This window comes from Jejudonia soesokkakensis (assembly GCF_042664795.1).
GTDB classification, from domain to species: domain Bacteria; phylum Bacteroidota; class Bacteroidia; order Flavobacteriales; family Flavobacteriaceae; genus Jejudonia; species Jejudonia soesokkakensis.
This window is the reverse complement of record NZ_JBHTBN010000002.1, coordinates 77126-102709: the sequence shown is the minus strand read 5'-3', so window position 1 is coordinate 102709 and position 25584 is coordinate 77126. Positions and strand designations below refer to the sequence as shown.

Annotated in this window: 19 protein-coding genes; 14 read left to right on the top strand and 5 right to left on the bottom strand. The window is 36.2% G+C overall.

Annotation, left to right across the window (positions count from 1 at the left end):
• Window positions 1-9: 9 nt before the first annotated feature.
• From ACFQO1_RS05050 to ACFQO1_RS05025, 6 genes are all read left to right on the top strand, one after another.
• Window positions 10-954: a glycosyltransferase family 2 protein gene (locus tag ACFQO1_RS05050; RefSeq protein ID WP_380216894.1), complete on the top strand. Its 945-nt coding sequence runs from the start codon at window positions 10-12 to the stop codon at window positions 952-954.
• Between the two features lie 74 nt (window positions 955-1028).
• A complete protein-coding gene (locus ACFQO1_RS05045) occupies window positions 1029-2738 on the top strand; it encodes a phospho-sugar mutase (protein ID WP_380216893.1) in 1710 nt (569 codons plus the stop codon).
• A complete protein-coding gene (locus ACFQO1_RS05040) occupies window positions 2738-4561 on the top strand; it encodes an ABC transporter ATP-binding protein (RefSeq protein WP_380216892.1) in 1824 nt (607 codons plus the stop codon). The genes ACFQO1_RS05045 and ACFQO1_RS05040 overlap by 1 nt, the downstream gene beginning before the upstream one ends.
• 490 nt (window positions 4562-5051) lie before the next feature.
• Window positions 5052-5606 (top strand): RNA polymerase sigma factor, encoded by a 555-nt coding sequence (locus tag ACFQO1_RS05035; protein ID WP_380216891.1) that lies wholly within the window; start codon window positions 5052-5054, stop codon window positions 5604-5606.
• 20 nt (window positions 5607-5626) lie between these two features.
• Window positions 5627-6121, top strand: coding sequence for a hypothetical protein (locus ACFQO1_RS05030; RefSeq protein WP_380216890.1), 495 nt, complete (start codon window positions 5627-5629; stop codon window positions 6119-6121).
• A gap of 1 nt (window position 6122) precedes the next feature.
• A complete protein-coding gene (locus ACFQO1_RS05025) occupies window positions 6123-6566 on the top strand; it encodes a hypothetical protein (protein WP_380216889.1) in 444 nt (147 codons plus the stop codon).
• A 66-nt stretch (window positions 6567-6632) separates the two neighbouring features.
• Here the strand turns inward: ACFQO1_RS05025 and ACFQO1_RS05020 are convergent, their stop codons facing one another.
• A complete protein-coding gene (locus ACFQO1_RS05020) occupies window positions 6633-7676 on the bottom strand; it encodes a WD40/YVTN/BNR-like repeat-containing protein (RefSeq protein ID WP_380216888.1) in 1044 nt (347 codons plus the stop codon).
• Window positions 7677-7775: 99 nt separating this feature from the next.
• Here ACFQO1_RS05020 and ACFQO1_RS05015 point away from each other — a divergent pair, with 99 nt between their 5' ends.
• The 4 genes from ACFQO1_RS05015 (at window position 7776) to ACFQO1_RS05000 (ending at window position 15784) form a co-directional block, all read left to right on the top strand.
• A complete protein-coding gene (locus ACFQO1_RS05015) occupies window positions 7776-8993 on the top strand; it encodes an RsmB/NOP family class I SAM-dependent RNA methyltransferase (RefSeq protein ID WP_380216887.1) in 1218 nt (405 codons plus the stop codon).
• Between the two features lie 2 nt (window positions 8994-8995).
• The gene (locus ACFQO1_RS05010) at window positions 8996-10039 is read left to right on the top strand and encodes an endonuclease (protein WP_380216886.1); all 1044 of its coding nucleotides are present in this window, start codon (window positions 8996-8998) and stop codon (window positions 10037-10039) included.
• A 111-nt stretch (window positions 10040-10150) separates the two neighbouring features.
• A complete protein-coding gene (purL, locus tag ACFQO1_RS05005) occupies window positions 10151-13816 on the top strand; it encodes a phosphoribosylformylglycinamidine synthase (RefSeq protein WP_380216885.1) in 3666 nt (1221 codons plus the stop codon).
• Between the two features lie 186 nt (window positions 13817-14002).
• The gene (locus ACFQO1_RS05000) at window positions 14003-15784 is read left to right on the top strand and encodes an AMP-dependent synthetase/ligase (protein ID WP_380216884.1); all 1782 of its coding nucleotides are present in this window, start codon (window positions 14003-14005) and stop codon (window positions 15782-15784) included.
• 70 nt (window positions 15785-15854) lie between these two features.
• On the opposite strand, the gene ACFQO1_RS04995 is transcribed toward ACFQO1_RS05000, so the two are convergent.
• From ACFQO1_RS04995 to msrA, 4 genes are all read right to left on the bottom strand, one after another.
• Window positions 15855-18344 (bottom strand): zinc-dependent metalloprotease, encoded by a 2490-nt coding sequence (locus ACFQO1_RS04995; RefSeq protein ID WP_380216883.1) that lies wholly within the window; start codon window positions 18342-18344, stop codon window positions 15855-15857.
• Window positions 18345-18455: 111 nt separating this feature from the next.
• The gene (locus tag ACFQO1_RS04990) at window positions 18456-18764 is read right to left on the bottom strand and encodes a hypothetical protein (RefSeq protein ID WP_380216882.1); all 309 of its coding nucleotides are present in this window, start codon (window positions 18762-18764) and stop codon (window positions 18456-18458) included.
• A 118-nt stretch (window positions 18765-18882) separates the two neighbouring features.
• Window positions 18883-19482 (bottom strand): GTP cyclohydrolase I FolE, encoded by a 600-nt coding sequence (gene folE / locus ACFQO1_RS04985; RefSeq protein WP_380216881.1) that lies wholly within the window; start codon window positions 19480-19482, stop codon window positions 18883-18885.
• Window positions 19483-20016: a peptide-methionine (S)-S-oxide reductase MsrA gene (msrA, locus tag ACFQO1_RS04980; protein WP_380216880.1), complete on the bottom strand. Its 534-nt coding sequence runs from the start codon at window positions 20014-20016 to the stop codon at window positions 19483-19485.
• Between the two features lie 153 nt (window positions 20017-20169).
• On the opposite strand from msrA, the gene ACFQO1_RS04975 reads away from it, so the two are divergent.
• The 4 genes from ACFQO1_RS04975 (at window position 20170) to ACFQO1_RS04960 (ending at window position 25565) form a co-directional block, all read left to right on the top strand.
• Window positions 20170-22620 (top strand): DUF5916 domain-containing protein, encoded by a 2451-nt coding sequence (locus ACFQO1_RS04975; RefSeq protein WP_380216879.1) that lies wholly within the window; start codon window positions 20170-20172, stop codon window positions 22618-22620.
• A 53-nt stretch (window positions 22621-22673) separates the two neighbouring features.
• On the top strand, window positions 22674-23327 hold the full coding sequence (locus tag ACFQO1_RS04970) for an ABC transporter ATP-binding protein (RefSeq protein WP_380216878.1): 654 nt from the start codon (window positions 22674-22676) through the stop codon (window positions 23325-23327).
• A 2-nt stretch (window positions 23328-23329) separates the two neighbouring features.
• On the top strand, window positions 23330-24094 hold the full coding sequence (locus ACFQO1_RS04965; RefSeq protein WP_380216877.1) for a TIGR02757 family protein: 765 nt from the start codon (window positions 23330-23332) through the stop codon (window positions 24092-24094).
• A gap of 244 nt (window positions 24095-24338) precedes the next feature.
• The gene (locus tag ACFQO1_RS04960) at window positions 24339-25565 is read left to right on the top strand and encodes a GAF domain-containing sensor histidine kinase (RefSeq protein ID WP_380216876.1); all 1227 of its coding nucleotides are present in this window, start codon (window positions 24339-24341) and stop codon (window positions 25563-25565) included.
• Window positions 25566-25584 lie beyond the last annotated feature (19 nt).

Below are 25584 nucleotides of genomic sequence, written 5' to 3'. Positions count from 1 at the left end.
ATTTACTGAATGAATATCTCCATCGTCATACCTCTTCTTAACGAAGAAGAATCACTACAGGAATTATACCATTGGATTGCAAATGTTATGCAGTCCAATGGTTTTTTATATGAATTAATTCTTATTGATGATGGTAGCACGGACAATTCTTGGCAGATTATCGAAAAATTATCCTCAGCACATAAAGAAGTACAAGGAATTCGTTTTTTTAAAAACTACGGAAAGTCACAAGCGCTCCATGCTGGTTTTGAAAAAGCAATTGGAGATGTTATCATAACCATGGATGCAGACTTACAGGACAATCCTGAAGAAATCCCTGAACTTTATAACATGATCACACAACAAGGGTACGACCTGGTTTCTGGCTGGAAGAAGAAACGATATGACAGTGTCATTGGTAAAAACTTACCTTCAAAACTCTTCAATTTTGCCGCTAGAAAAACGTCTGGTTTAAAATTGCATGATTTTAATTGCGGACTTAAGGCCTATCACAGAGATGTTATCAAGAATATAGAAGTAACAGGTGAAATGCATCGGTACATTCCCGTTCTCGCCAAAAATGCGGGCTTTACATCCATTGGAGAAAAAATTGTACAACACCAAGCACGAAAGTATGGAGAAACAAAATTTGGCTTAGAACGTTTTACAAGAGGATTTTTAGATCTTATCACGATTTCTTTTTTATCCCGCTTCGGAAAGCGTCCTATGCACCTTTTTGGTGCTTGGGGAGCCATTATTCTCTTTATTGGATTTTGTTTTGCTCTGTACCTTGGCATTGACAAACTTTTTATTCATCCACAAGGAAGATTGATCACAGAACGTCCAGAATTCTTTATCGCTCTCACAGCAATGATTTTAGGCACGCAATTTTTTCTCGCTGGATTCATTGGCGAATTATTACTTAGAACCAAAAAGAACAGTGCAGCTTATATCATTAAAGAAACGACGCTGTAAATTGATGTCGCTTTAAGTTTACCACACAAATCCTCTCAACTATTATCCTTATTTTTGCAACCTAAAACAGCAGCATGATATATGTAGATCCAAAAATTCTGGAGCGCGTAAATACTTGGTTAACTCCTTTTTTTGATAAGGACACACAACATACCATCAAAGAAATGATCGCTCATGATCCTGAAGGTCTTGAAGATAGTTTTTATAAAAGTTTAGCCTTTGGGACGGGCGGCATGCGCGGCGTCATGGGTGTTGGCGACAATCGTATTAATAAGTACACCCTCGGAAAAAACACTCAGGGACTTTCAAATTATATCAAAGCACAGTTTCCTAATGAAACTTATAAGGTAGCTATTGCTTACGACTGTCGCCATAATAGTAAAGAGCTGGCAAAAGTGGTTGCCAATGTATTTTCGGCAAACGGAATAAAAGTTTATCTCTTTAGCGACCTTCGTCCAACGCCAGAACTTTCATTTGCAGTAAAACATCTCAAATGCCACTGCGGAATTGTATTAACTGCCTCCCATAATCCGCCAGAATATAATGGCTATAAAGTGTATTGGCAGGATGGTGGCCAGTTAGTCCCCCCTCAGGATGGTGAAATTATTGCTGAAATTAATTCACTTCGATATGAAGATATTCTATTTAAAGAAAATTCAGAGTTAATTGAATATATCGATACAGAGGTAGACGAAGCCTTTGCTGAAGCATCTCTTAAAAACGGAAGCTTTCATACACCAAAAGAAGCAAAAAACAACTTAAAAATTGTATTCACGTCGCTTCATGGTACTTCTATCACAATGATTCCAAAAGTGCTAGAAATGGCAGGATATACGAATGTAACAGTTGTAAAAGAACAAGAAGTGCCGGATGGTGATTTTCCAACAGTGTCTTCTCCAAACCCTGAAGAGCCCGCAGCATTAAAAATGGCTACAGAGCTTTCAGAAAAAATAAATGCCGATATCGTCATTGGTACCGACCCAGATTGTGACAGATTAGGTATTGCCGTAAGAGATTCTTTAGGTAAGATGACGATTTTAAATGGAAATCAGGCAATGGTCATTATGACCCATTTCTTACTATCACAATATAAAAAGCAACATATACTCAACGAAAATCAATTTGTCGCATCTACTATTGTATCAACACCAATGATTCAAAAAATTGCACAAAATTTTGGAGTACAATACAAAGAAGGACTTACGGGCTTTAAATGGATTGCAAAAATGGTTAAAGACCATCCTGAACTTGAATTTATAGGTGGTGGCGAAGAAAGTTTTGGATATATGGTGGGCGATTTTGTACGTGATAAAGACGCAGTAACCGCTACCCTACTCGCATGCGAAATTGCAGCTCAGCAAAAAGAAAAAGGAAGTAGTCTGTTTGAGTACCTTCAGGAAATCTATATGGAAACCGGATATTTTCAGGAACATTTGGTTTCCTTAGTAAAGAAAGGCAAAAAAGGAGCCGAAGAGATTTCAGCAATTATGAAACAGCTTCGGGAAAATCCCTTTACTGAAATTGCTGGCAGCAAGGTAATCTGTTTAGAAGATTATAGTACAGGAGAGCGTAAGAATATTGTAGAGGGAACTTCAGAAGAGATGGAAATACCAAAATCTAACGTACTTATTTATTATACCGAAGACGGAAGCAAGATCGCAGCCAGACCTAGCGGTACCGAACCTAAGATAAAGTTTTACATGAGTGTGCAACATAGCCAAAATGCACCCGAAGAGTTTCAGAAGAAAATAGAAAAAATAAGTGCACACTTAAATATACACTAGTGGAATACATCAAAAAAATTTTTCAATACGCAAAGCCTTATAAAGGATATGCCTATTTGAACATCATTTCAAATATTTTTTATGCGCTTTTTGGTACGCTTGCTTTTGTATCCTTAATGCCAATGATGAAGGTGTTGTTTGAGAATCAAGAACCCGTTACCGAAAAACCAATATTAGAGAGTTGGTTAACTATTAAAGATTATTTTCAAGAGTACTCCAACTATTTTATCAATACATATATCAATAAAGTAGGTGTTGAAACTACACTAATGTATCTAATTGGTCTTGTGATTGCTACCTTTTTACTTAAAAATCTTTTTGGGTATCTCGCAATGTATTTTATTACATTTTTTAGAAATGGTGTGTTAAAGGATTTACGAAATGACTTATACAAAAAAACCATAGAGTTACCTATATCATATTATTCTGAAAAAAGAAAAGGGGATACTATAGCTAGAATTTCGAATGATGTTGAAGTTATTCAAGGATCATTTCTAAGCATTTTGGAACTGATTGTTCGTGAACCTTTAACAATTATTTTCACGCTTATTACCATGGTTTTATTGAGTCCACAGCTCACCTTGTTTGTCTTTATTTTTATACCAGTAAGTGGATTTATCATTTCAAGAATTGGGAAAAACCTTAAAAAGAAGTCAGAACGGGTTCAAAGAGAACAAGGAGCCTTTCTTTCTATCGTGGAAGAAACGTTGGGCGGATTAAAAATTATAAAAGGGTTTAATGCAGAACGCATCTTTAACGACCGTTTTAAAAATTCAACACGGCGTTATTTTAAATTTTCAAATTCTTTGCTGAATAAACAAAACCTAGCGTCACCTATGAGTGAGTTTTTAGGGATAGTTGTCATTGCTGTATTGTTGTGGTATGGCGGTACGATGGTGCTTGAGAACACGCTAGAACCTGAAGCATTTTTGGTATATATGGGTCTTGCCTATAATATTTTAACTCCTGCGAAGGCCATTAGTAAAGCAAGCTATGGTGTGAAAAAAGGAAATGCTGCAGCAGAGCGTGTTTTGGAAGTTATAGAAACTGAGCCTTTGATTAAAGACAGGCCAGATGCTATTTATAAAAAAGACTTTACCGAAAAGCTAACCATAGAAAGTGTTTCATTTAAATACGATGATGAATATGTGCTGAAAAACTTTTCACTAACGGTTCCTAAAGGACATACTGTTGCTTTGGTAGGTCAAAGCGGAAGCGGGAAAAGTACCATCGCCAATCTTATTACCCGTTTTTATGATGTAAATAAAGGGGCTATTAGCATAGATGGATTTGATATTAAAAACATTTCTCAGTCATCACTTCGAGGGTTATTAGGACTTGTTACTCAGGATTCAATTCTCTTTAATGACAGTATTAAAGACAATATGTTGATAGCAAAAGAAAATGCAACAGATGAAGAAATTGTTGAAGCACTTAAAATAGCAAATGCCTGGGAATTTGTAAAAGAACTTCCTTTAGGTATCGAAACAAATATTGGGGACAGTGGAAATAAACTTAGCGGCGGACAAAAACAGCGTCTAAGTATTGCGAGAGCGGTATTGAAGAATCCACCCATCATGATTCTAGATGAAGCTACCTCTGCTTTGGATACCGAAAGTGAACGATTGGTTCAGAATGCTTTGGAAAACATGATGAAAAACAGAACTTCAGTGGTTATTGCGCATAGGTTATCAACAATCCAAAATGCAGATACTATTGTAGTCATGTCGAAAGGAGAAATTGTAGAACAAGGTAAACACCAAGAATTATTAGATCAAAAAGGAGTTTACTACGGATTGGTAGAGATGCAGTCTTTTCAGTAATCTCAATTCAAAAATATTAAAAAATAAAAAAGCGGCTTGGGGACCGCTTTTTATTTTATAACATTACCTTGGGGCTAGCAACGTTATTAATCTCATAAGTATATTCAAATATAAACGTATTTTTAATATTTGCAAAATTATTTTGCATTTTATCTTAAATATTTGCATTTTATCGATAAAATACAATTTAGGTTTACTTTTTTCCTACAACTTCAATACGCAAATAGAATCTAAAATAAAAGACGGGCTAGCCCCCGCATAAGCCCGTCTTAGTTGTTTTTACTACAGTTGGGGCTTATAATAAAAACGATTACATAAGAAATGTAGTCCAAAGCTAAGCAGAATTTTCCTACAAAACAAAATTTTTTTACATTTTATCGATTTTAATTGCATTTTATCGATTGTGAAAGTGTTTATTATGTTTATTTTCATCAAAAATTAAACTATTTTCGTTTCTCTAAGTCTATATGTATATCATATTTTTATAGAATTGTTGGAAGAAACCACACTTATAGTAGACCTTCAAACTAAAAACAGGCAAGAAACTGCTTTTAGAACCCTTGTTTCCCAATACAAGGAGCGGTTGTATTGGCATATTAGAAAAATGGTTCTTGATCATGACGATGCAGATGATGTGCTACAAAATACGTTTATTAAGGTATACAAGAACATTGGTAAATTTAAAGGGGACAGTAAGCTTTATACCTGGATGTATCGTATCGCTACCAATGAAGCTATCACATTCTTAAACAAAAAAGCCAAAAGAGCCAATACGAATATTGAAGAGGTGAAAAACACTGCTTTAAAAAATTTACAAAGCGATGTTTATTTTGAAGGCTCTCAAATTCAGTTGCAACTGCAAAAAGCTATTGCCACCCTTCCTGAAAAACAACAACTGGTTTTTAACATGAAGTATTTTGAAGAACATACGTACGAAGAACTTTCAGAAATATTGGAAACATCGGTTGGCGGATTGAAAAGTAGTTATCACATCGCAGTTAAGAAAATAACCGAAATTTTAAAAACCGATGAAACCTTTTTATAAAATAATAGTCAAAGTAACAAATGAAAACGAATAAACACATACACGGTTTTAAAATTCCTGAAGGATATTTTGACTCTTTTGAAGATCAACTATTCGCAGAAATTGCACTTCAGGAAAAAGTGAAAGAGACTGGTTTTAAAACACCACCATCCTATTTTGAAGCATTAGAAGATGTGGTGATGGGTTCAATAAAAGTTTCAGAAAAAGAAACTCCTGTCCGTACGTTGTTTACTTCTAAAAAATTCTGGTTAGTAACAGCTGCAGCTGCATGTGTTGCTTTCCTCTTTTCAGTAGTCAATTTTAATAGTACAGCAAGCTTTTCAAATATTGATGCTGCGATGGTTGAAGCTTATATCAATGATGATAATTTAGATATTGATACCGAAGATGTCCTCGCCATGTTGGATGATGAGACCATTGCTGCTTTTTCAGAACAGTCAAATTTATTTTCAGCTGAAAACCTGGAAGATTACTTACTTAACAATTTAGAAGACACCTCATTTATTACCGAATAATATGAAAAAAATAATCTTAATACTCTCCTTAGTTATGACTGCAAATTTAGCAGCACAGGGAGATAAACACGAAAAAATTAAAGCCTTAAAGGCTGCTCACATAACCGAAGCACTTTCTTTAACTGCTACCGAAGCTGAAAAGTTTTGGCCTATATACAATGCCTACGAAGATAAAATGCACGATTTGCGCAAAGCTGAAAGAAAAGAAATTTTAGGGCCTCTACGAAATGAAGGTCTTGAAACCATGACAGACGCACAAGCTAACGCTCTTATTGACAAAGCATTGGTATTTAAGCAAAATGATGTGACGTATAGAACTGAAATGCTCAATGCATTGCGTAAAGTAATCTCCCCCAAAAAAGTCATTAAGCTTAAAAAAGCTGAAGACGATTTTAAAAAGCAACTCTTAGAACGATATCGCAATAAGAGGCGCGAAAAAAGATAATTGTTTCGTTTTAGTCGACAATTGGTTTTTGTTAGATTGTTTAGGAGGCTTTTAAAGCCTCCTTTTTTATTTTCTGAATACTAACTTTGAAATCTTATGTTGACCACTCGCAAAAGCAACACTATCGTTTACAAATTCGAGGGCATAAAACCCTTCTTCTGAAAGTTCGGTCCAGCTGTCACCTTGATCTGGGCTGTATGAAATCCCTGGGGAACCAACCGCAACCAGGCTTTCTCCTTGGGTTCCAGGAATAAATCGTACAGACGACCGATACCCCGGTCCTTTTCCATTACTAATTAAATCCCAAGTTTTTCCACCATTTCTCGTTATGGCTTTATTTCCTTCATTAAACGTTTTGTTGTCCCAGTTACCACCAAAGATGACCCCTAAGTTTTCATCATAAAAGTCTACACTGTAAATTCCAGTCATCGCCTGCCCTTGAATGATAGGTGTGTTAAAAACCTCCCAAGTTTCACCCTTGTCTGCCGAATGGAAAACACGCGCTCTTTTCCCACCCGTCACGATCCAGACATGCGTGCCCACTAATGAAATATTAGAATTACTAGCTGCAAAAGCAGCTTCTGCGGCTTCTGTTTTAGGTAAATTATCACAAGATATTTTGCTCCAGGTATTTCCACCATCCTTAGTTCTAATAATAGAAAGACAGCCATTTATAGGATCGCCCATAGCTATGCCTTCAGAATCATTCCAGAAAGCCATCGCATCATAAAATACCTTCTCCCCTCTTTCTAGATACACTTCTTCAATATTAGTGGCTTCATTTCCGTTATACCCAATTTTGTACAAAACTCCAGGATTTGCAATACTTAATACAAAAAAGGCATTTTTGGTTTGTGCGATTGATCTAAAATGCAATAAAGAATCTTCATATTTAATTGTTGCCAATTTAGGTGTTTTTCCATCAATCAACCCCACAATTCCTTTGTCTGCAGCAAACCAGACTTTGGTTTCATCTACCGGAGAAATAGCTCTAATACTCAAGCTGTCTTCAAAAACAGGTGTGATTTCTACGGAAACAATATCTTTTTTAGAAAAAGAATCACAAGAAATGAATCCTAAAACCATCAAGAGGGAAAACAAATATCGCATATTAAAAATTTTTGCCAAAAGTAATCAAATCTATTCGTTGGTAAAATGATACCTTTGCAACTTTAAAGACATGCTAAAATAATGTCTTAAAAGTACTGTATGAGATTACATCGTAATTTAGTTTTTGCAACCATCGACTCACTTCATCTTATTTTTAATGAAGGAAAGCAAGCCGATAAGGTGATGAAAAATACATTAAAGAGAGATAAACGCTGGGGATCCAGAGATCGTGGTTTTATTGCTGAAACTACCTATGATATTGTGAGGTGGAAGCGTTTGTATGCAGAAATTGCTGAAGTCAAAGAACCTTTTGACAGACCCAACCTCTTTAGACTTTTTGCTGTTTGGGCAACGCTAAACGGAATCAAAATTCCTGATTGGAAACAATTTGAAGATACCCCCACCCGAAGGATCAAAGGACGATTTGATGAATTATCTAATATTCGAAAGATCAAAGAATCAATACCAGATTGGCTGGATGAATTAGGGGTCAAAGAATTAGGTAAAAAGTGGGATAAAGAAATTAAGGCTCTCAATCAGTTAGCAGATGTTGTACTTCGTGTTAATCCGCTTAAAGCGACTGTGACCCAAGTACAAAATGAGCTCTCAGATCAAAATATAGAAACTGAAGTTTTAAAAGGGTATCCTTTTGCATTAAAACTAAAAGAAAGAGCTAACGTTTTTGGAACCGAACAGTTTAAAAATGGATGGTTCGAGGTACAGGATGCTTCCTCTCAAAAAGTAGCAGACTTTCTAAATCCAAAACCAGGAGAACGTATTGTAGATGCTTGTGCAGGAGCTGGCGGAAAAAGTTTACACATAGCTTCGTTAATGGACAATAAGGGACAGGTTCTAGCTCTGGATATTTATGAAAATAAATTGAATGAGCTTAAAAGAAGAGCCCGACGTAATGGAGTTCATAATATTGAAACTAGAGTTATTGATACTACAAAAGCTATTAAGAAACTAGTAGAAAAAGCCGATAAGGTTTTGATTGATGCTCCTTGTTCTGGCTTAGGCGTTTTAAAAAGAAATCCGGATGCAAAATGGAAATTACAGCCAGAATTCCTTGAATCTATAAAAAATACCCAGCAGGAAATTTTACAATCCTATTCACGAATGGTAAAACCGGGAGGGGAACTTGTCTATGCAACTTGCTCCATATTACCTTCGGAAAATGAAGCCCAGGTAAAGACCTTTTTAGCTTCAGAAGAAGGTAAAAGTTTTACCTTTATAAAAGACGATAACATTATGCCAAGTAGTTCTGGATTTGACGGATTCTATATGGCTAAACTTCAGAAAAAAGAAAAAGAATAAGCATGAAAAAAATTGTAGTACTAGTAGCAATCTGTCTAAGTTATATTGTTAATGCCCAACAACCTTATTACGATAACGTAGATCTAACCTTGACTGGTCAGGATCTCTATTTTGAATTACAACAAAAAATTAATATTGCGAGTAACTCCTACAACTATGGAGATGTAAGAGATACTTTTTTAATAACGGAAGAAAATCCAGATAACACAAACGATGTTTTGTTAATTTATGGTTTCCAAGATAATAGCGATTGCACAACAGATCGCTCTAGGGATAAAGGCGCTTTTGGTGGCTCAAATTGTGAATATAATCGGGAACATGTTTTCTCTCGATCGAATGCAAATCCTGAAATGGGAAATGTAAGTAATAGCACCACTGGTATTGGAGCAGACCCCCACAACTTACGTTCTAGCGATCAACAAATGAACAATAACCGCGGCAGTAAAAAATTTGCTTCAGGTTCTGGAAACGCTGGTAATGTAGGGAGTGGAAACTGGTACCCTGGAGACGAATGGAAAGGTGATGTAGCTCGTATGATGATGTATATGTACACTCGTTACGGAGATCGCTGCTTGCCTTCATTAAATGGTACAGGTGCAACGCAAGGGAGTACAGATATGCTTCAAATTTATTTACAATGGAATGCAGACGATCCAGTAAGTGAATATGAGGATCAACGAAATCCGCGTACTGAAATAGAATACGGAAACCGTAATCCTTTTATTGACAATCCGGCATTAGCCACTGTTATCTGGGGAGGTCCACAAGCAGAAGACCGTTGGGGAATTTTAGGTGTAACCACTTCTGCTTTAGATACTATTACCTTTTATCCTAACCCTGCTTCAGAAATAATTTATGTTCAAAATTCATCCAGTACTATAGCTGAACACTATGTAATATATTCGGTAACTGGCAAAAAAGTTTCAGAAGGTACTCTTTTAGAAAATCAACCCTCTATTGATGTATCATCAGTTACTAGTGGTTTATATTTGCTCGAATTAAGAAGCGGATCTAATTCAGTAACAAAAAAAATAACAATTCAGTAAACATAAAATAATAACAACGAATTTATATGTATTTGTGAGGTAGAATACCAAAAAAAGTTGACCAAATTTTAATATCTTTACACCTTTAAAATCATTCAAATACTCAAACCAATGATTCACTTTTTTGGCGACGTTAAAAACATTGTTTTTGCAGTCCAAACTTCGGGCGAAATATCTCAGGAAAACATACAAAAATTAGCCTGGTTGTTTGGCAACCAATCTAAAATAGACAAGTCCGCAATAGCGGATTTTTTTATTGGCCCTAGAGCCGCGATGATAACTCCCTGGAGCACGAACGCTGTAGAAATAACTCAAAACATGGGAATTATTGGAATTTCCAGAATTGAAGAGTTTAAAAATGTTGCTGAAAATTTTTCAGAATTTGACCCGATGCTTTCTTCAAAATACAAAGCACTAGATCAGGATATTTTTAAAATTGATATCGTTCCTGAAAAAATAAAAAATATCAAAGATATTGCAGCTTATAACCTTGCTGAAGGTTTAGCACTAAGCGACGAAGAAGTTGTATACCTAAATAATCTTTCAGTCAAATTAAAAAGACCCTTAACAGATAGTGAAGTGTTTGGTTTTAGTCAAGCAAACAGTGAGCATTGTCGCCATAAAATTTTCAACGGAACGTTTATTATCGATGGTAAAGAAATGCCTACTTCCTTATTTAAACTAATTAAAAAAACGTCAGAAACACATCCTAACGGAATTGTTTCTGCCTATAAAGACAATGTTGCATTTGTAAAGGGACCAACAGCTACGCAATTTGCTCCAAAATCACCCAATAAACCAGATTATTACGAAAAAAAAGAGTTCGAGAGTGTTATATCCTTAAAAGCCGAAACTCATAATTTTCCCACTACGGTTGAACCATTTAATGGAGCCGCCACTGGAAGTGGAGGAGAAATTAGAGATCGTCTTGCGGGTGGAAAAGGCTCATTACCCTTAGCAGGAACCGCTGTGTATATGACATCCTATTCCCGACTTGAAGAAAATCGCCCCTGGGAACAGAACATGCAGCCAAGAGAATGGTTATACCAGACTCCTCTTGATATTTTAATCAAAGCAAGTAATGGTGCTTCAGATTTTGGCAATAAATTTGGTCAGCCTCTTATTGCAGGTTCTGTCTTAACATTTGAACATGAAGAAGAAGCACGTAAACTTGGATTTGATAAAGTAATCATGCTTGCAGGTGGAATCGGCTACGGAAAAGCGGATCAGGCTTTAAAAGACATTCCAAAAAAAGGAGATACTGTTGTTCTTCTAGGAGGTGAAAATTATAGAATCGGAATGGGTGGCGCTGCTGTTTCTAGTGCTGACACAGGTGAATTCTCTAGCGGAATTGAACTGAATGCCATTCAGCGTTCTAATCCCGAAATGCAAAAACGAGCAGCGAATGCGGTCCGAGGAATGGTTGAAAGTGACCATAACCCTATTGTATCGATCCATGACCATGGAGCTGGCGGACACTTAAACTGCTTGAGCGAACTGGTAGAAGATACTGGGGGACAAATTAATTTGGATAAACTACCTGTGGGAGACCCAACCCTTTCAGCAAAAGAAATTATTGGTAATGAGTCTCAAGAACGTATGGGGCTTGTTATTGCCAAAAAAGATATAGAAACTTTACAACGGGTAGCAGAACGAGAACGTTCGCCTATGTATGAAGTAGGAGAAGTGACCGGTGATTATAACTTTGTATTCAAAAGTGAAACTACGGGTGAGACTCCCATGAATTTCGAGCTGGCAGATATGTTTGGGAGTTCTCCAAAAACGATCATGAAAGATGAAACCATCACTCGTAATTATAAGAATCCACAATACACACCAACTACTGTAAAAAAATATGTTGAACAAGTGCTCCAATTGGAAGCTGTTGCCTGTAAGGACTGGCTTACCAATAAGGTCGATCGTTGTGTAACGGGACGGGTTGCCAAACAACAATGTGCAGGACCATTACAACTTCCACTAAACAACTGTGGCGTGATGGCCCTAGATTATAACGGTAAAAACGGCGTGGCGACCAGTATAGGGCACTCCCCTATTTCTGGATTAATCGATCCTGTCGCAGGCGCCAGAAATTCAATTACGGAAGCGCTTACAAATATTATCTGGGCTCCTTTAGAAAACGGCATCGAGAGTATTTCGCTGTCGGCTAACTGGATGTGGCCATGTAACAATCCTGGTGAAGATGCTCGTTTATACAAGGCTGTAGAAGCTGTAAGTGAATTTAGCATCGATTTAGGAATCAATGTGCCTACTGGGAAGGACTCGTTGTCGATGAAACAGAAATATAAAAATGAAGAGGTGATTTCTCCAGGAACAGTCATTATTTCTGCTGCTGCTCACTGTAATGAGATTTCAAAAGTTGTTGAGCCTGTATTTCAAAAAGATAAAGGCAGTGTGTATTATATTAACATCTCGCAGGACAATTTTAAACTGGGAGGTTCTTCCTTTGCACAAACTCAAAATGCGATTGGTTCAGAAACACCAACTGTGAAAGACGCTGGCTATGTTAAAAATGTTTTCAATACAATTCAGCAGTTAATTACCATAGAAAAAATAGCAGCCGGACATGATGTTGCTTCAGGCGGATTGATCACCACATTATTAGAAATGTGTTTTGCTGATACAAATCTGGGAGCCTGTCTGGATCTTTCTCAATTAGATGAAGAGGATGTGGTAAAGCTATTATTTTCTGAAAATTGTGGAATTGTGATTCAGGCTGCGGAAGATTCTTCGGTGAAAAAGGCTCTTTCCGAAGCAAATATCCAATATACAAAACTGGGAACCGTTACCGAAAGTGAGACCCTTCAACTGAAGATTCACAAAACCTCTTTGGACTTCGACATTCCTGAAATGCGCGATATCTGGTATAAAACATCTTATTTGCTAGACAAACGTCAAAGTGGCGAAGCAAAAGCTAAAGAGCGCTTTGTCAACTATAAAGAACAACCGTTACAATTTATCTTTCCGAAGCAATTTACAGGAGCATTACCCACTTTAGACGACACCAAACCTCGAATTAAAGCAGCGATTATTCGTGAAAAAGGAAGTAATAGTGAACGTGAAATGGCAAATGCAATGTATCTAGCAGGATTTGATGTTAAAGATGTTCACATGACCGATTTGATTTCGGGTCGTGAAACACTAGAGGATATTAAGTTTATTGCTGCGGTGGGCGGTTTTTCAAATAGTGATGTCCTAGGAAGCGCTAAGGGCTGGGCGGGAGCATTTTTATATAATGAAAAAGCCAATAAGGCCCTTAATGATTTTTTCGCAAAGGACGATACCCTTTCTTTAGGAGTATGCAATGGGTGTCAACTGTTTATAGAATTAGGATTACTCACACCAAATGATTCTGAAAAACCTACCATGTTACACAATGATACTGGCAAATTTGAATGTAGTTTTACTTCGGTAAAAATACAGGAAAATAATTCGGTCATGTTATCTACAATGGCTGGGAGTACGCTAGGAATCTGGGCGGCACATGGTGAAGGCAAGTTTAGTTTTCCAAACCAAGAAAGCAATTACAACATCGTTGGAAATTATGGGTATGAAACATTACCCGCAAACCCAAATGGAAGTGATTTTAATACCGCTATGATGACAGATGTTACAGGTCGTCACCTTGTAATGATGCCGCACCTGGAACGCTCTACCTTTCCATGGAACTGGGGCCACTATCCAACAAACAGAAAAGACGAAGTTTCTCCGTGGCTTGAAGCATTTGTAAATGCAAGAAAATGGCTGGAACAGAAATAAGAATAAAACAGTAAATCTTTAGCGATATTTAAATTGAAGAAAGTCGATTGGAATTTGAAATTCTGCATTAAAAAGCTGTAATGTAATTTATATCAACACTTTAAAGAAGCGCAATTGCGCTTCTTTTTTTATTTCAGAAAACTGAAAAAAAATTCCTATTTTGCAGGTTCACAATACTATAAAACTATGACCGAAGTAAAAAGACTATTTGATTTTCCATACTATCAGTTAGAGCAGTATCCGCAAGAGGGCGCTTTAGTAAGCAAAGTGAATGGAGAATGGGTAAAAACCTCAACACAAGAATATATAGATAAGGCCTGTGCTATAAGCCGCGGACTTATAAAACTAGGCGTTCAACCTAATGATAAAATTGCGATTATATCGATGACAAATCGCACCGAATGGAATATCTGTGATATAGGTATTTTACAAACAGGTGCTCAGGATGTTCCTATTTATCCTACGATTAGTGAGGAAGATTATGAATATGTCTTAAATCATAGTGAGTCCACCTATTGTTTTGTGTCATGTAAAGAAGTATTTGAAAAAATTAATAAGATAAGAGCAAATGTTCCTTCCTTAAAAGAAGTTTATTGCTTTGATGCTGTACAAGGTTGTCCTAACTGGGATAAAGTATTACAACTTGGTAATGACAATATGGATTTACAAAAAGAAGTTGAAAAACGTATGGCTGCTGTACATGAAGATGATCTGGCAACATTGATTTATACTTCTGGTACTACTGGGCGCCCAAAAGGAGTTATGTTAAGTCATAAAAACATCGCATGTAATGCCATTCATAGTGAAAAAAGGCTGCCTATAGATTTTGGAGTTTCAAAATCACTTAGCTTCTTACCCGTCTGTCATATCTATGAGCGGATGTTATTGTACATGTATCAGTATTGTGGGGTTAGTATTCATTTTGCTGAAAGCCTTGAAACTATAAGTGACAATCTTAAGGAAATACAACCTGAAGTAATGACAGCAGTACCTCGCTTACTTGAAAAGGTATATGACAAAATCATTGCAAAAGGAGAAGACCTTACGGGTGTTAAGAAAAAATTATTTTTCTGGGCAGTAGATCTCGGATTAAAATGGGAACCCTACGGAAAAAATGGCTGGTGGTATGAAACAAAGCTTGGTGTCGCTAGAAAGTTGATCTTTAGTAAGTGGCAGGAAGCTTTAGGTGGAAACTTAAAGGCAATTGCCAGCGGAAGTGCTGCTTTGCAACCACGTTTAGCGAGAGTATTTAATGCTGCAGGAATTCCTATCATGGAAGGCTATGGACTTACTGAAACCTCCCCGGTTCTTACGGTAAATGACATGCGTGATGGCGGATTTAGAATTGGAACTGTAGGAAAACCACTAAACGAAACAGAAATCAAAATAGCCGAAGATGGTGAAATACTTGCCAAAGGACCTCAGGTAATGCAGGGTTATTATAAAGATGAAGAGCAAACAAACGAGGTGCTTAAAAATGGGTATTTCCATACAGGAGATATAGGTGTTATTGATTCAGATGGATTTTTAAAGATTACAGACCGTAAAAAATCAATGTTTAAAACAAGTGGAGGTAAATATGTAGCACCTCAACTAATCGAAAATGCCATGAAACAATCTCAGTTCATTGAGCAAATTCTAGTAGTAGGTGACGGTGAGAAAATGCCTGCCGCTTTAATACAACCTAACTGGGAATTTATTGAAGGCTGGGCACAAGCCAATCATTCGGCGCTACCAAAAGATCCAAAAGATGCTGTAAAAGATGAAATTCTAATAGCAGCCATACAAAAAGATGTAGATTTTTATAATGAAAGATTCGGGAAGTGGGAAAAAATTAAAACCTTTCAATTAACTCCAGAGGTTTGGACGATTGAAGCAGGACACCTTACTCCTACTATGAAACCAAAACGTAAGGTGATAAAGGAAATGTATCATGACTTATATGAAAAGCTCTACGGAAGAGCATAAGCATTCTTTTAACATTATATATAAAAAAACTCCCGGAAATCCGGGAGTTTTTTTTATGGGTAAATTAATTCTATCCGTTTGGATCTAGTATCAGTTTAATACGTTCATTTAAATCTTCAAGATGGTATCTACTCATCGTGTCTGACGTTCTTCCAATGGCAGCACGAACGTTACGTTGTAAATTCTTTAGCTCTGCTCTAACGACTGGTCGAATATCACTTTGACTCACCTCTACACTTGTTACCCCACCAAATCTTCTAAAGGCTGAAGGAATATTCTGCTCTTCGTTCATCAAGTATTCCATTCTATCTACATAAGCACGTTGAAGGTTTCTTCGGTAGGTGTCGATTGCTCTTCCTCTAGATAGTTCAGAGAAGATACCGGTACGAAGATCGGTCATCATATCTACTAATCCGTAGGCACTATTACCATTCATCGTTTCATTTTCAATAAGCCTTGCCATTCTTCCGAAGTCTAGAATATTATTCAAAGTACGTTCTTGGGTACCTCGTAAACGTTCAATTGACCCAGCACTTTCAACTTTATTAAAAATATTTGGATCTATTAACCATTCTGGTGTCGTAAATAATTGATCCTGTAAAAACTGCATACTTTCTTTTTGTCTTTCGGGAGCTACATGTGTATATACTGCGCCATCTTGATCGTAGGTTTTGTAGTATTCATAAACACCTCCAATATTTGATGTAACGTGTCCCATATAGCGATTGTATTGTCCTAAAACCTGACCATACATTGTTTCCAGATCATCGTAATTTTTACCGTCTTCGGCTGTCCAGGTAATTAAATTTGGTACAATACGCTTCAGATTCATAATCCCATAGTTACTTGCTTTAACAGCATCGTCACCAAGGTCTTCAGTTTGGGAACTTGGATCAATAACCCCAAATTGTTGTCTTCCGAAGCGATACTTAGGATCATCTGCCTTATCTAATATCCACTCATCAAGTACTTTCTTTTCTTCTACAGCAGACTTGTCTAAAATAGGTCTATATCCCCATTCTATAGCATACTTATCATAAGGTCCAATATTTGGCATTAATGCCACGCCTGTATCTTCTGGCTGAGCTACATAATTGAAACGTGCATAATCCATAATTGATGGTGCTGTTCCATATTTTTGAGTAAAATCTGCATCTCTCAGCATTTCTACTGGGTACGCAACACTACTACCCATATTATGAGGTAAACCTATGGTATGGCCAACCTCGTGAGCAGATACAAAACGAATCAAACGCCCCATGACTTCATCTTTAAATGCTACACCTCGTGCATCTTCGTTAATGGCAGCTGTTTGTACAAAGTACCAATTACGTAATAGTGTCATTACATTATGGTACCAATTAATATCACTTTCTAAGATCTCTCCACTTCTTGGATCACTTACATGAGGTCCATTGGCATTTGGAATAGGAGAAGCAAGGTAACGTACTACAGAATAGCGAACATCCTCTGGGCTCCAGTCTGGATCTTCCTCTTTAGTAGGAGGATCTTTTGCGATGATGGCATTTTTAAATCCAGCGGCTTCAAAGGCTACTTGCCAGTCTTCGATACCCTGTTTGATATAAGGAACCCATTGTTTTGGAGTTGCTCTATCAACATAATAAACTATTTGTTTTTTAGGCTCAACTAGTTCCCCTCTTTTAAACTTTTCGATATCTTCATCTTTTACTTCCAATCTCCATCGGTCTAAGTAGCGTACTGTTTTACTCTCTTGAGCATCAAGACCGTAATCTGTTTGACCTCTGGCAAACCATCCTACACGCTGATCAAAATAGCGTCGCTTCATAGGTTCCTTTGGCAGTAATATCATTGAGTTACTCATTTCAAGTGAGATTGACCCTGTACTCTCGTTTGATGGTGGATCGTTCGCTTCATAGGTTTTAACGTGTCTTGCTTCGATATTTAATGGGTAGCTTTTTAACGTTTCGATATAAGAACGGTCTGAGTCCATTCTAGTTATTTTATAGTTACTTCTACTTCTAGCAGGAAAGCCTAATGCTTTGACATCTTTTTCAAATAAAGGAGTTACATCAATTACTGTTGCAGTAGAATCTTTACTGAAAGCTTTGATAGGAAATGTATATAAAACAGGTTCAAAGTTAGAATTTACTACTGCTTCGTGAACTGGTAATGAATCTGCGGCAAAAACTTCATGAGAAACAACTCGAAGCAATACTTTTTTATCTTTTTTCTGCCACCTTAGCACTTGTGTGTTTTGCTTTCCACCTCCAAAACCAATGCCTGAAGCTGTCTTAGCAATACGTGTTACCATAAGCATCTCACGATCAAACAATGTATCGGGTATCTCGTATAAGTAATCTTCTTTTACTTTATGGACATGAAACAGACCACTATCGGTAATTGCTTCTTTAGTAACGACTTTGTCATAAGGTTGGATAGCATCCTTATCATTACTTGGTTTTTTTTCGGCTGTTGCTGCAGCTCCTTTTTTCCCTTTGGCATTTTTACTTGTTGAGCAAGCAGAAACTGCAAAGACAATGGTCACCAAAAGGGTGAAATAGTAGAACATTTTTTTCATTCGGAAGGTTTTTTAAAAATTTTCAACAAAGTACAAAAATGAACCCCCGAGAATGTTAACATTTTCATAACATTCTCGGGGGTTTTATTAATTGTGAAGTCTTATAATTACTTATTCATTCGCTTCCACTTCAATTGTTTGTGGAACTGGCATCTTAACACCCTTGTACACAAATGTGTACAACCACATCAATGTGAATGTGGGTATTAAATCTGACATTGGTAAAATCTCTTCGATAAACACCACAGCTGAGGCAATTTTACCTGCTTCACCTTTGTACATCTTACTCATTTGCTTGGCAGCTATAGGCGCCCAGATAATGTCTAGAAAAGGTCCAACTACAGGAATAGCCATAGTAATCATACCAATAGCATCAAATAGGAGTCCTTTTTTTAATAATTTATATTTTGGGTTTTTCATTTTAAAAAATTTAATTCTGAAAATGTATAAAACAATCAGAGTTACTACTAGTTCTTACAACGCAATAATGTTGCCAAAAATTTTAATGTCAGTTTCGACACTTTCCGAAGCACTATAATTAAGCTAAATCACTGCTAATTAGCTTTAAGAACTCGTTTCGAGTTTCAATTTTTTCAAATTGACCTCTAAAGCCAGAAGTAGTAGTAACACTATTTTGTTTTTGAACGCCACGCATCATCATACACATATGCGATGCTTCAATCACCACAGCGACACCCTTAGGTTTTAATGTTGTATTAATACATTCTAGAATATCATGAGTAAGTCTTTCCTGAACCTGCAATCTTCTTGCAAAAACATCCACTACTCGTGGGATTTTACTTAGTCCAACGATATGGCCATTAGGAATGTATGCAATATGAGCCTTTCCAAAAAAAGGCAATATATGATGTTCACAAAGAGAATATAATTCAATATCCTTGATGATCACCATATCATTATAGTCTTCGGCAAACATAGCTCCTTTAAGTATTGCTGCTGGATCTTGACAGTTTCCTGAGGTCAAAAACTGCATCGCTTTTGCAGCACGTTCTGGGGTTTTTAAAATGCCTTCACGAGAAATGTCCTCTCCAACTTCTTTCAGAATTTCTGAAAAGTTCGATTTTAGATTGTCTGTTACTTCTTCATTGTACTCTTCAAAATACTTGTATGATCCCATTTATGTTTTTTTTAATTTATCTGAATAGTAGGTGTTAATCTTATCAATTTTTGGCTGAATGATATACTGGCAATAAGGCTGTTGAGTATGTTCATTATAATAATCATGATGATCTACCTCTGCAACATAAAAAACATCCAGCGGGGATACTTCTGTTACGATCTCATTTTCAAATACGTGATTATCTTCTAACAATGTAATAAATGCCTCTGCTTTTTCTTTTTGAACTTCTGAAGTAAAAAATATAGCACTCCTATATTGAGTTCCTTTATCATTCCCCTGCTGATTTAATGTAGTTGGATCGTGCGTTGCAAAAAATACTTCAAGTAAGGTTTCAAAACTTACTTTAGAAGGATCAAATGTAATTTCAATACCCTCTGCATGGCCCGTACGCCCTGTACATATTTCTCTATATGCAGGATTTTTGATATTCCCACCTGTATACCCCGGAACGACCTCTGTTACTCCTTCCAGCCTTTGAAATACAGCTTCGGTACACCAAAAACATCCTCCTGCAAAAACTGCTTGTTCCATATTTATAATAAATAATTAAACAAAGTTAGCCATAAAAACTCCTTGCTAAGATAAGTTTAAGGTTTTAACTTTTTGTTAATACTTGTCCGAAGTGGACTACCGTAGTTTTGTCGCTAATCTTCTTACAACTTTCAATCAATAATTTAAAAGGGTTTGAGCAACACAGTATTTTCAATTAAAGTTTTTATTTCTGTACTTTTTATGCTTTCTATTATTCCTTCGGAAAGTTTTTCACAGAATCAAAAATCACTTCAAGCAGAGCGTATTACTAACGTGCCCAAAATTGATGGATTGTTAAACGATGAAATCTGGAATGATTTAAAAGCCTATGGCAATTTCTACAAATACCAGCCTGGCAATGAAGGCACCATTCCTGAAGCGTATAGAACAGAAATCAAGCTTGCTTATGATGATCAGGCAGTCTATGTAGCTGCATATATGTATCATCCAAACCCTGACCAGATGCTGAAGCAATTCTCGCAACGAGACAATGTCAATGTCCAAGCAGACAGCTTTACGTTTGCTTTAAACACCTATAATGATGGTATTAACGAAACCCGCTTTATTGTAACTAGTGCAGGAACTATTGGAGATTCAAGAGTAACTTTAAACGATCAGGATTTTGGGTATGATGTTGTTTTTGAATGTAAAATATCCTATGATGCAAAAGGATGGTATGCAGAATACAGAATTCCATACAATGCCCTTCGCTTTCCGAAGGTAGAACTACAAAACTGGAGTGCTAACTTTTATAGAAATCTTAAAAAAGAAAATGAAATACACACTTGGAGTTTTATTGAAAATGGTGTAGGTAGAGAACCACAATACAGTGCTCCTATCACAGGAGTTCGAAATATTGATCCACCTGTAAGACTTACCCTCTTCCCATTTGGACAGGCCAATGTTGGTACCTTTGATGGTGAGACCTCCACCGATTTTAGTGCGGGTATGGATATTAAATATGGATTAAGTGATAGCTTTACACTGGATGCGACATTAATTCCAGATTTTGGGCAGGCAGCCTTTGATGAAGTAACGCTTAATCTGGGACCATTTGAACAAACTTTTGGAGAAAACCGTCAATTTTTTAGAGAAGGAATCGAACTTTTTAATAAAGGAAGAGTTTTCTTTTCTCGTCGTGTAGGTGGTAGGCCTTCAGGAAGTGTTGATGACCTTCAAGAAAATGAATTTATAGAAGAATTTCCTTCCCGTGTAAATTTATTAAATGCTTTAAAAATTTCTGGAAGAACGAAAGATGGACTAGGCGTTGGTTTTTTTAATGCCATTAGTGAAAAAACTTTTGCTACTATCCGAAATGAAGACACCAATGAAACTCGTGAAGTATTAGTAGAACCATTAACCAATTACAACATCATTGTACTTGATCAACAAATCAATGACAACTCATCTGTTTCAATAATCAATACCAACGTAACCAGAGAAGGCCATTTTAGAGATGCCAATACCAGCGGATTTATATTTGATGTGGCAGATAAGGGTAATAATTTTAGAGCTTCAGGAAGAGCAATAGTAAGTAACGTAAATGGAGACAATGGTTTTACACAGGGGTTCTTATCTGAATTTGATTTTCAACGAATAAAAGGTAATTTCAGGTATCGAGTTGGGCATGATTTCTCTAATACAACCTACGACATCAATGATCTCGGTGTAAATTTCAGAAATAACTTCAATAATTTTGTAGCAGGTGCTTCGTATGAAATTTTTGAGCCTACCAAAGCTTTTAACCGCTATAGAATTGGTGTTACTGCGAGACATCGTAGATTGTATCAGCCTAACGTTTCAACAGGAACTAGTTATGATTTAGATTCATTTTTCTTTACCATAAACAGATTTGCTTTTGGTGCCAATGTCGATTATAACACAGAAAGTGACGACTATTTTGAACCACGGGTCGCTGGACGTTTTGTTACTTTTAATCCGAATATAGGTTCACGGGTTTTTTTATCTTCAGATTTCAGAAAAAAGTTTGCGTATGATTTTAGAGTTAATTATCGTACTTGGCTAGAAGGAGATCCACAACGTAGTTATTCAGTCAATTTTGAACCTCGCTATCGCTTTAGTGATAAATTCTTATTAATTCTAGAAACTGATATTTCAGTAAGAGATAAGAACTTTGGTTTTGTGAATATTGTAGATGATGCTATATTTTTTGGGGAAAGAGATATTACCAATATAGAAAATTCCATAGCAGGGAGTTATAATTTTGACCCTTATAAAGCAATTGATTTACGCTTTAGAAATTTTTGGAGTACTGTAAATTATGTTGAGAATGTTTTTACAACTCTTAATCAAGATGGTACCCGATCTGATGCCATCTATGATCTAGAAAATGGAGATCCCAATAGAAATTTTAATATTTGGAATTTGGATCTAAGTTTTCGTTGGAGATTTGCTCCTGGAAGTGAAGCTACTCTCCTTTACCGAAACCAGATTTTTAATCAGGATAATGAGTCTACCATAGGGTATGGTGAAAGTTTGAGTAGATTATTTGACCAACCACAACAACATGTACTTTCACTTCGAGTTACTTACTTTATAGACTATAATAATGTAAAATACCTGTTTAATAAAAGTTCTTCCTAAAAAGAAATTACAGAAGATGTATCTTTACTATACCTTAAAACACAGCAAAAAAAATGGTTGTTACCCAGAATATTCATAAATATTACGATGAGCTTCATGTATTAAAAGGTGTGGATCTGCATATAAAAAAAGGAGAAATTGTGTCTATAGTTGGAGCTTCTGGTGCAGGAAAAACGACCTTGCTTCAAATAATAGGTACGCTGGATACTTATTCTGAAGGTTCTCTCATTATTGACAATACAGAGATTAGTGGATTAAAGCGGAAACAACTTGCGAAATTTCGAAATGAACATTTAGGATTTATCTTTCAGTTTCACCAATTATTACCAGAGTTTACGGCTCTAGAAAATGTATGCATACCTGCATTTATAAAAAAAACTCCCAAAGCTGAAGCTGAAAAAAGAGCGAAAGAATTACTTGCTTTTTTAGGGCTTTCAGCAAGAGAACACCATAAACCCAACGAGCTTTCTGGTGGAGAACAACAACGAGTAGCTGTAGCCAGGTCTTTAATTAATAACCCCAGTATTATTCTGGCAGACGAACCCAGTGGAAATCTGGATACCGAAAGTGCCGAAAATCTTCATAACCTATTTTTTAAGCTTAGAGATGAGTTTGGACAAACATTTATCATTGTTACTCACAATGAAGAACTGGCTGAAATGGCAGATCGAAAACTGGTCATGCAGGACGGAAAAATCCTAATGTAACCATGAACAGAGCCCAGCTCAAAGAATTTCTCGATGAAAAAGTTGTGTTGTACAATCAGCCGAAGTTTATCGAAAGTGATCCTATCCAAATTCCACATCAATTTAAGCTCAAGGAAGATATTGAAATTATAGGATTTCTAGTCGCGACTATTGCATGGGGCAATCGAAAAAGTATCATTACCAATGGAAACCGACTAGTAGCTATCATGGGGAATTCCCCGTATGATTTTGTGATGAACTTTTCAGAAGAAAACAAAAAAAATCTTTCAGGCTTTGTACACCGAACTTTTAATGAAGATGATTTGTATTACTTTCTGAAAGCCCTTCAAAATATTTATCGCAATTATGGCGGACTAGAAGCTGTATTCGCAGCACATGCCGAAAAGGAATCGCTTCAGTTGGCCATTCATCACTTTAAAAATACTTTTTTTGAACTTCCGCATCAAGCTAGGACAGAGAAACATGTAAGTGATCCCTTAAAAAATTCCGCAGCAAAAAGAATAAACATGTTTTTAAGATGGATGGTTCGAAAAGACACTTCGGGAGTAGATTTTGGGATTTGGACGCAGCTTTCACCCGCTCAACTTTCGTGTCCGCTTGATGTTCATAGTGGCAATGTTGCCAGAAAATTAGGACTCTTAAAGCGAAAGCAAAATGATGGGAAAGCACGTTCAGAACTTGACAGAAGTCTCCGGAAATTAGATGCAAAAGATCCTGTAAAATATGATTTTGCTCTTTTTGGATTAGGTGTGTTTGAAGCTTTTTAAATTCTTATTAACCCATTCCGTTATAAGTGTTAAGAATATTAACATTTAATCGAATGTTTGTTAAAAATTTCTTTACATTTACAATACCCAACCTAACCATAGTCCCTTACCTTAAAGGTACTAATGAAAGCAGTAGTGTTAGCAGTTGTATTCAATTTTTAGTGTAAACCTAATAAATTTGGTTTATTTGAATTGACTTAATAGTTATGCTACTAACAAAAAAACACCTAATTTTTTATTCATTATGATAGCACCAGCTATTCCTGAAAACGAAAAAAAACGACTTAAAGCTCTTAAGGAATATAATTTACTGGATACACTTCCAGAATCTGACCTTGATGGAATAACAAAACTAGTAGCTTCTATATGCGAAGTACCTATCTCTTTAGTATCGCTACTAGATACAGACCGTAATTTTTTAAAATCACATTATGGAGTTGAAGACACAGAATCCCCCCGGGATATTTCCTTTTGTGGTCATACCATAATAGATGAATCGCCTATCTTTACCATAAAGGATGCTCGTAAAGACATTCGGTTTGAAGACAATCCTATTGTTACAGAACGAAATGTAGTTTTCTACGCGGGTGTTCCATTAATAAATAAAGCTGGATATGCTTTAGGGACTTTATGTGTGTTTGATACGAAGCCAAGAGAATTAAATAAAAAACAAGAAGAAGCATTGTTGGCCTTAAGTGAGCAGGTTCTTAACCTATTTGAGGTTCGTAAGCAGAATACAAAACTTAAAAGACTTCAGAAAAAACTTAAAAATAAAAATGTTGAGTTGAAGAAATTTGCTGGTGTTGTTTCTCATGATATGAAAATGCCATTGGCAAATATGATAGTCACGTCAGACATTCTTAAAGCAAAATATAGCAACGTAATAGATGACAAAGGAAAAGAATACTTAAATTACCTTAAACATTCTTCTTTTACGTTGAGTGACTACATTACAGGGCTATTAGCCCATTATGAAAGTGATAATGTCGCTTCCAGAAATAGTGAAAAATTTGACATACATGATTTGCTAGAGGATATTGTTGATTTGCTTAAGATCAATATTGACTGTGAGATTAACTTTCCTGAAGAAAATATAGAAATTCAATGCAACAGAGCTGCTTTAGAGCAAATATTCTTAAATCTGGTTGGGAATAGTATCAAATATAACGATAAAGAAAAAATTGTTATCAATATCACTTTCAAGGAAAAAGAGGATTTTTATAGGTTTAAAATAAGTGATAATGGAATTGGAATTCCAGAAGATAAACAAAAAGAGGTTTTTAAATTATTTTCAACAATTGGTTCTGTAGATCGAAATGGAAACAAAGGAAACGGTATTGGATTATCGACCGTTAAAAATCTAGTTAACAATCTTGGTGGAAAAATCTCTATTAAATCCAAAGTTGGTGAAAGCACAGTCATAAGTTTTACGGTTGCAAAAAACAATGGAAAGCCAAAAGCTTCAGTTTAACAGTTATTTAACCCTTTTC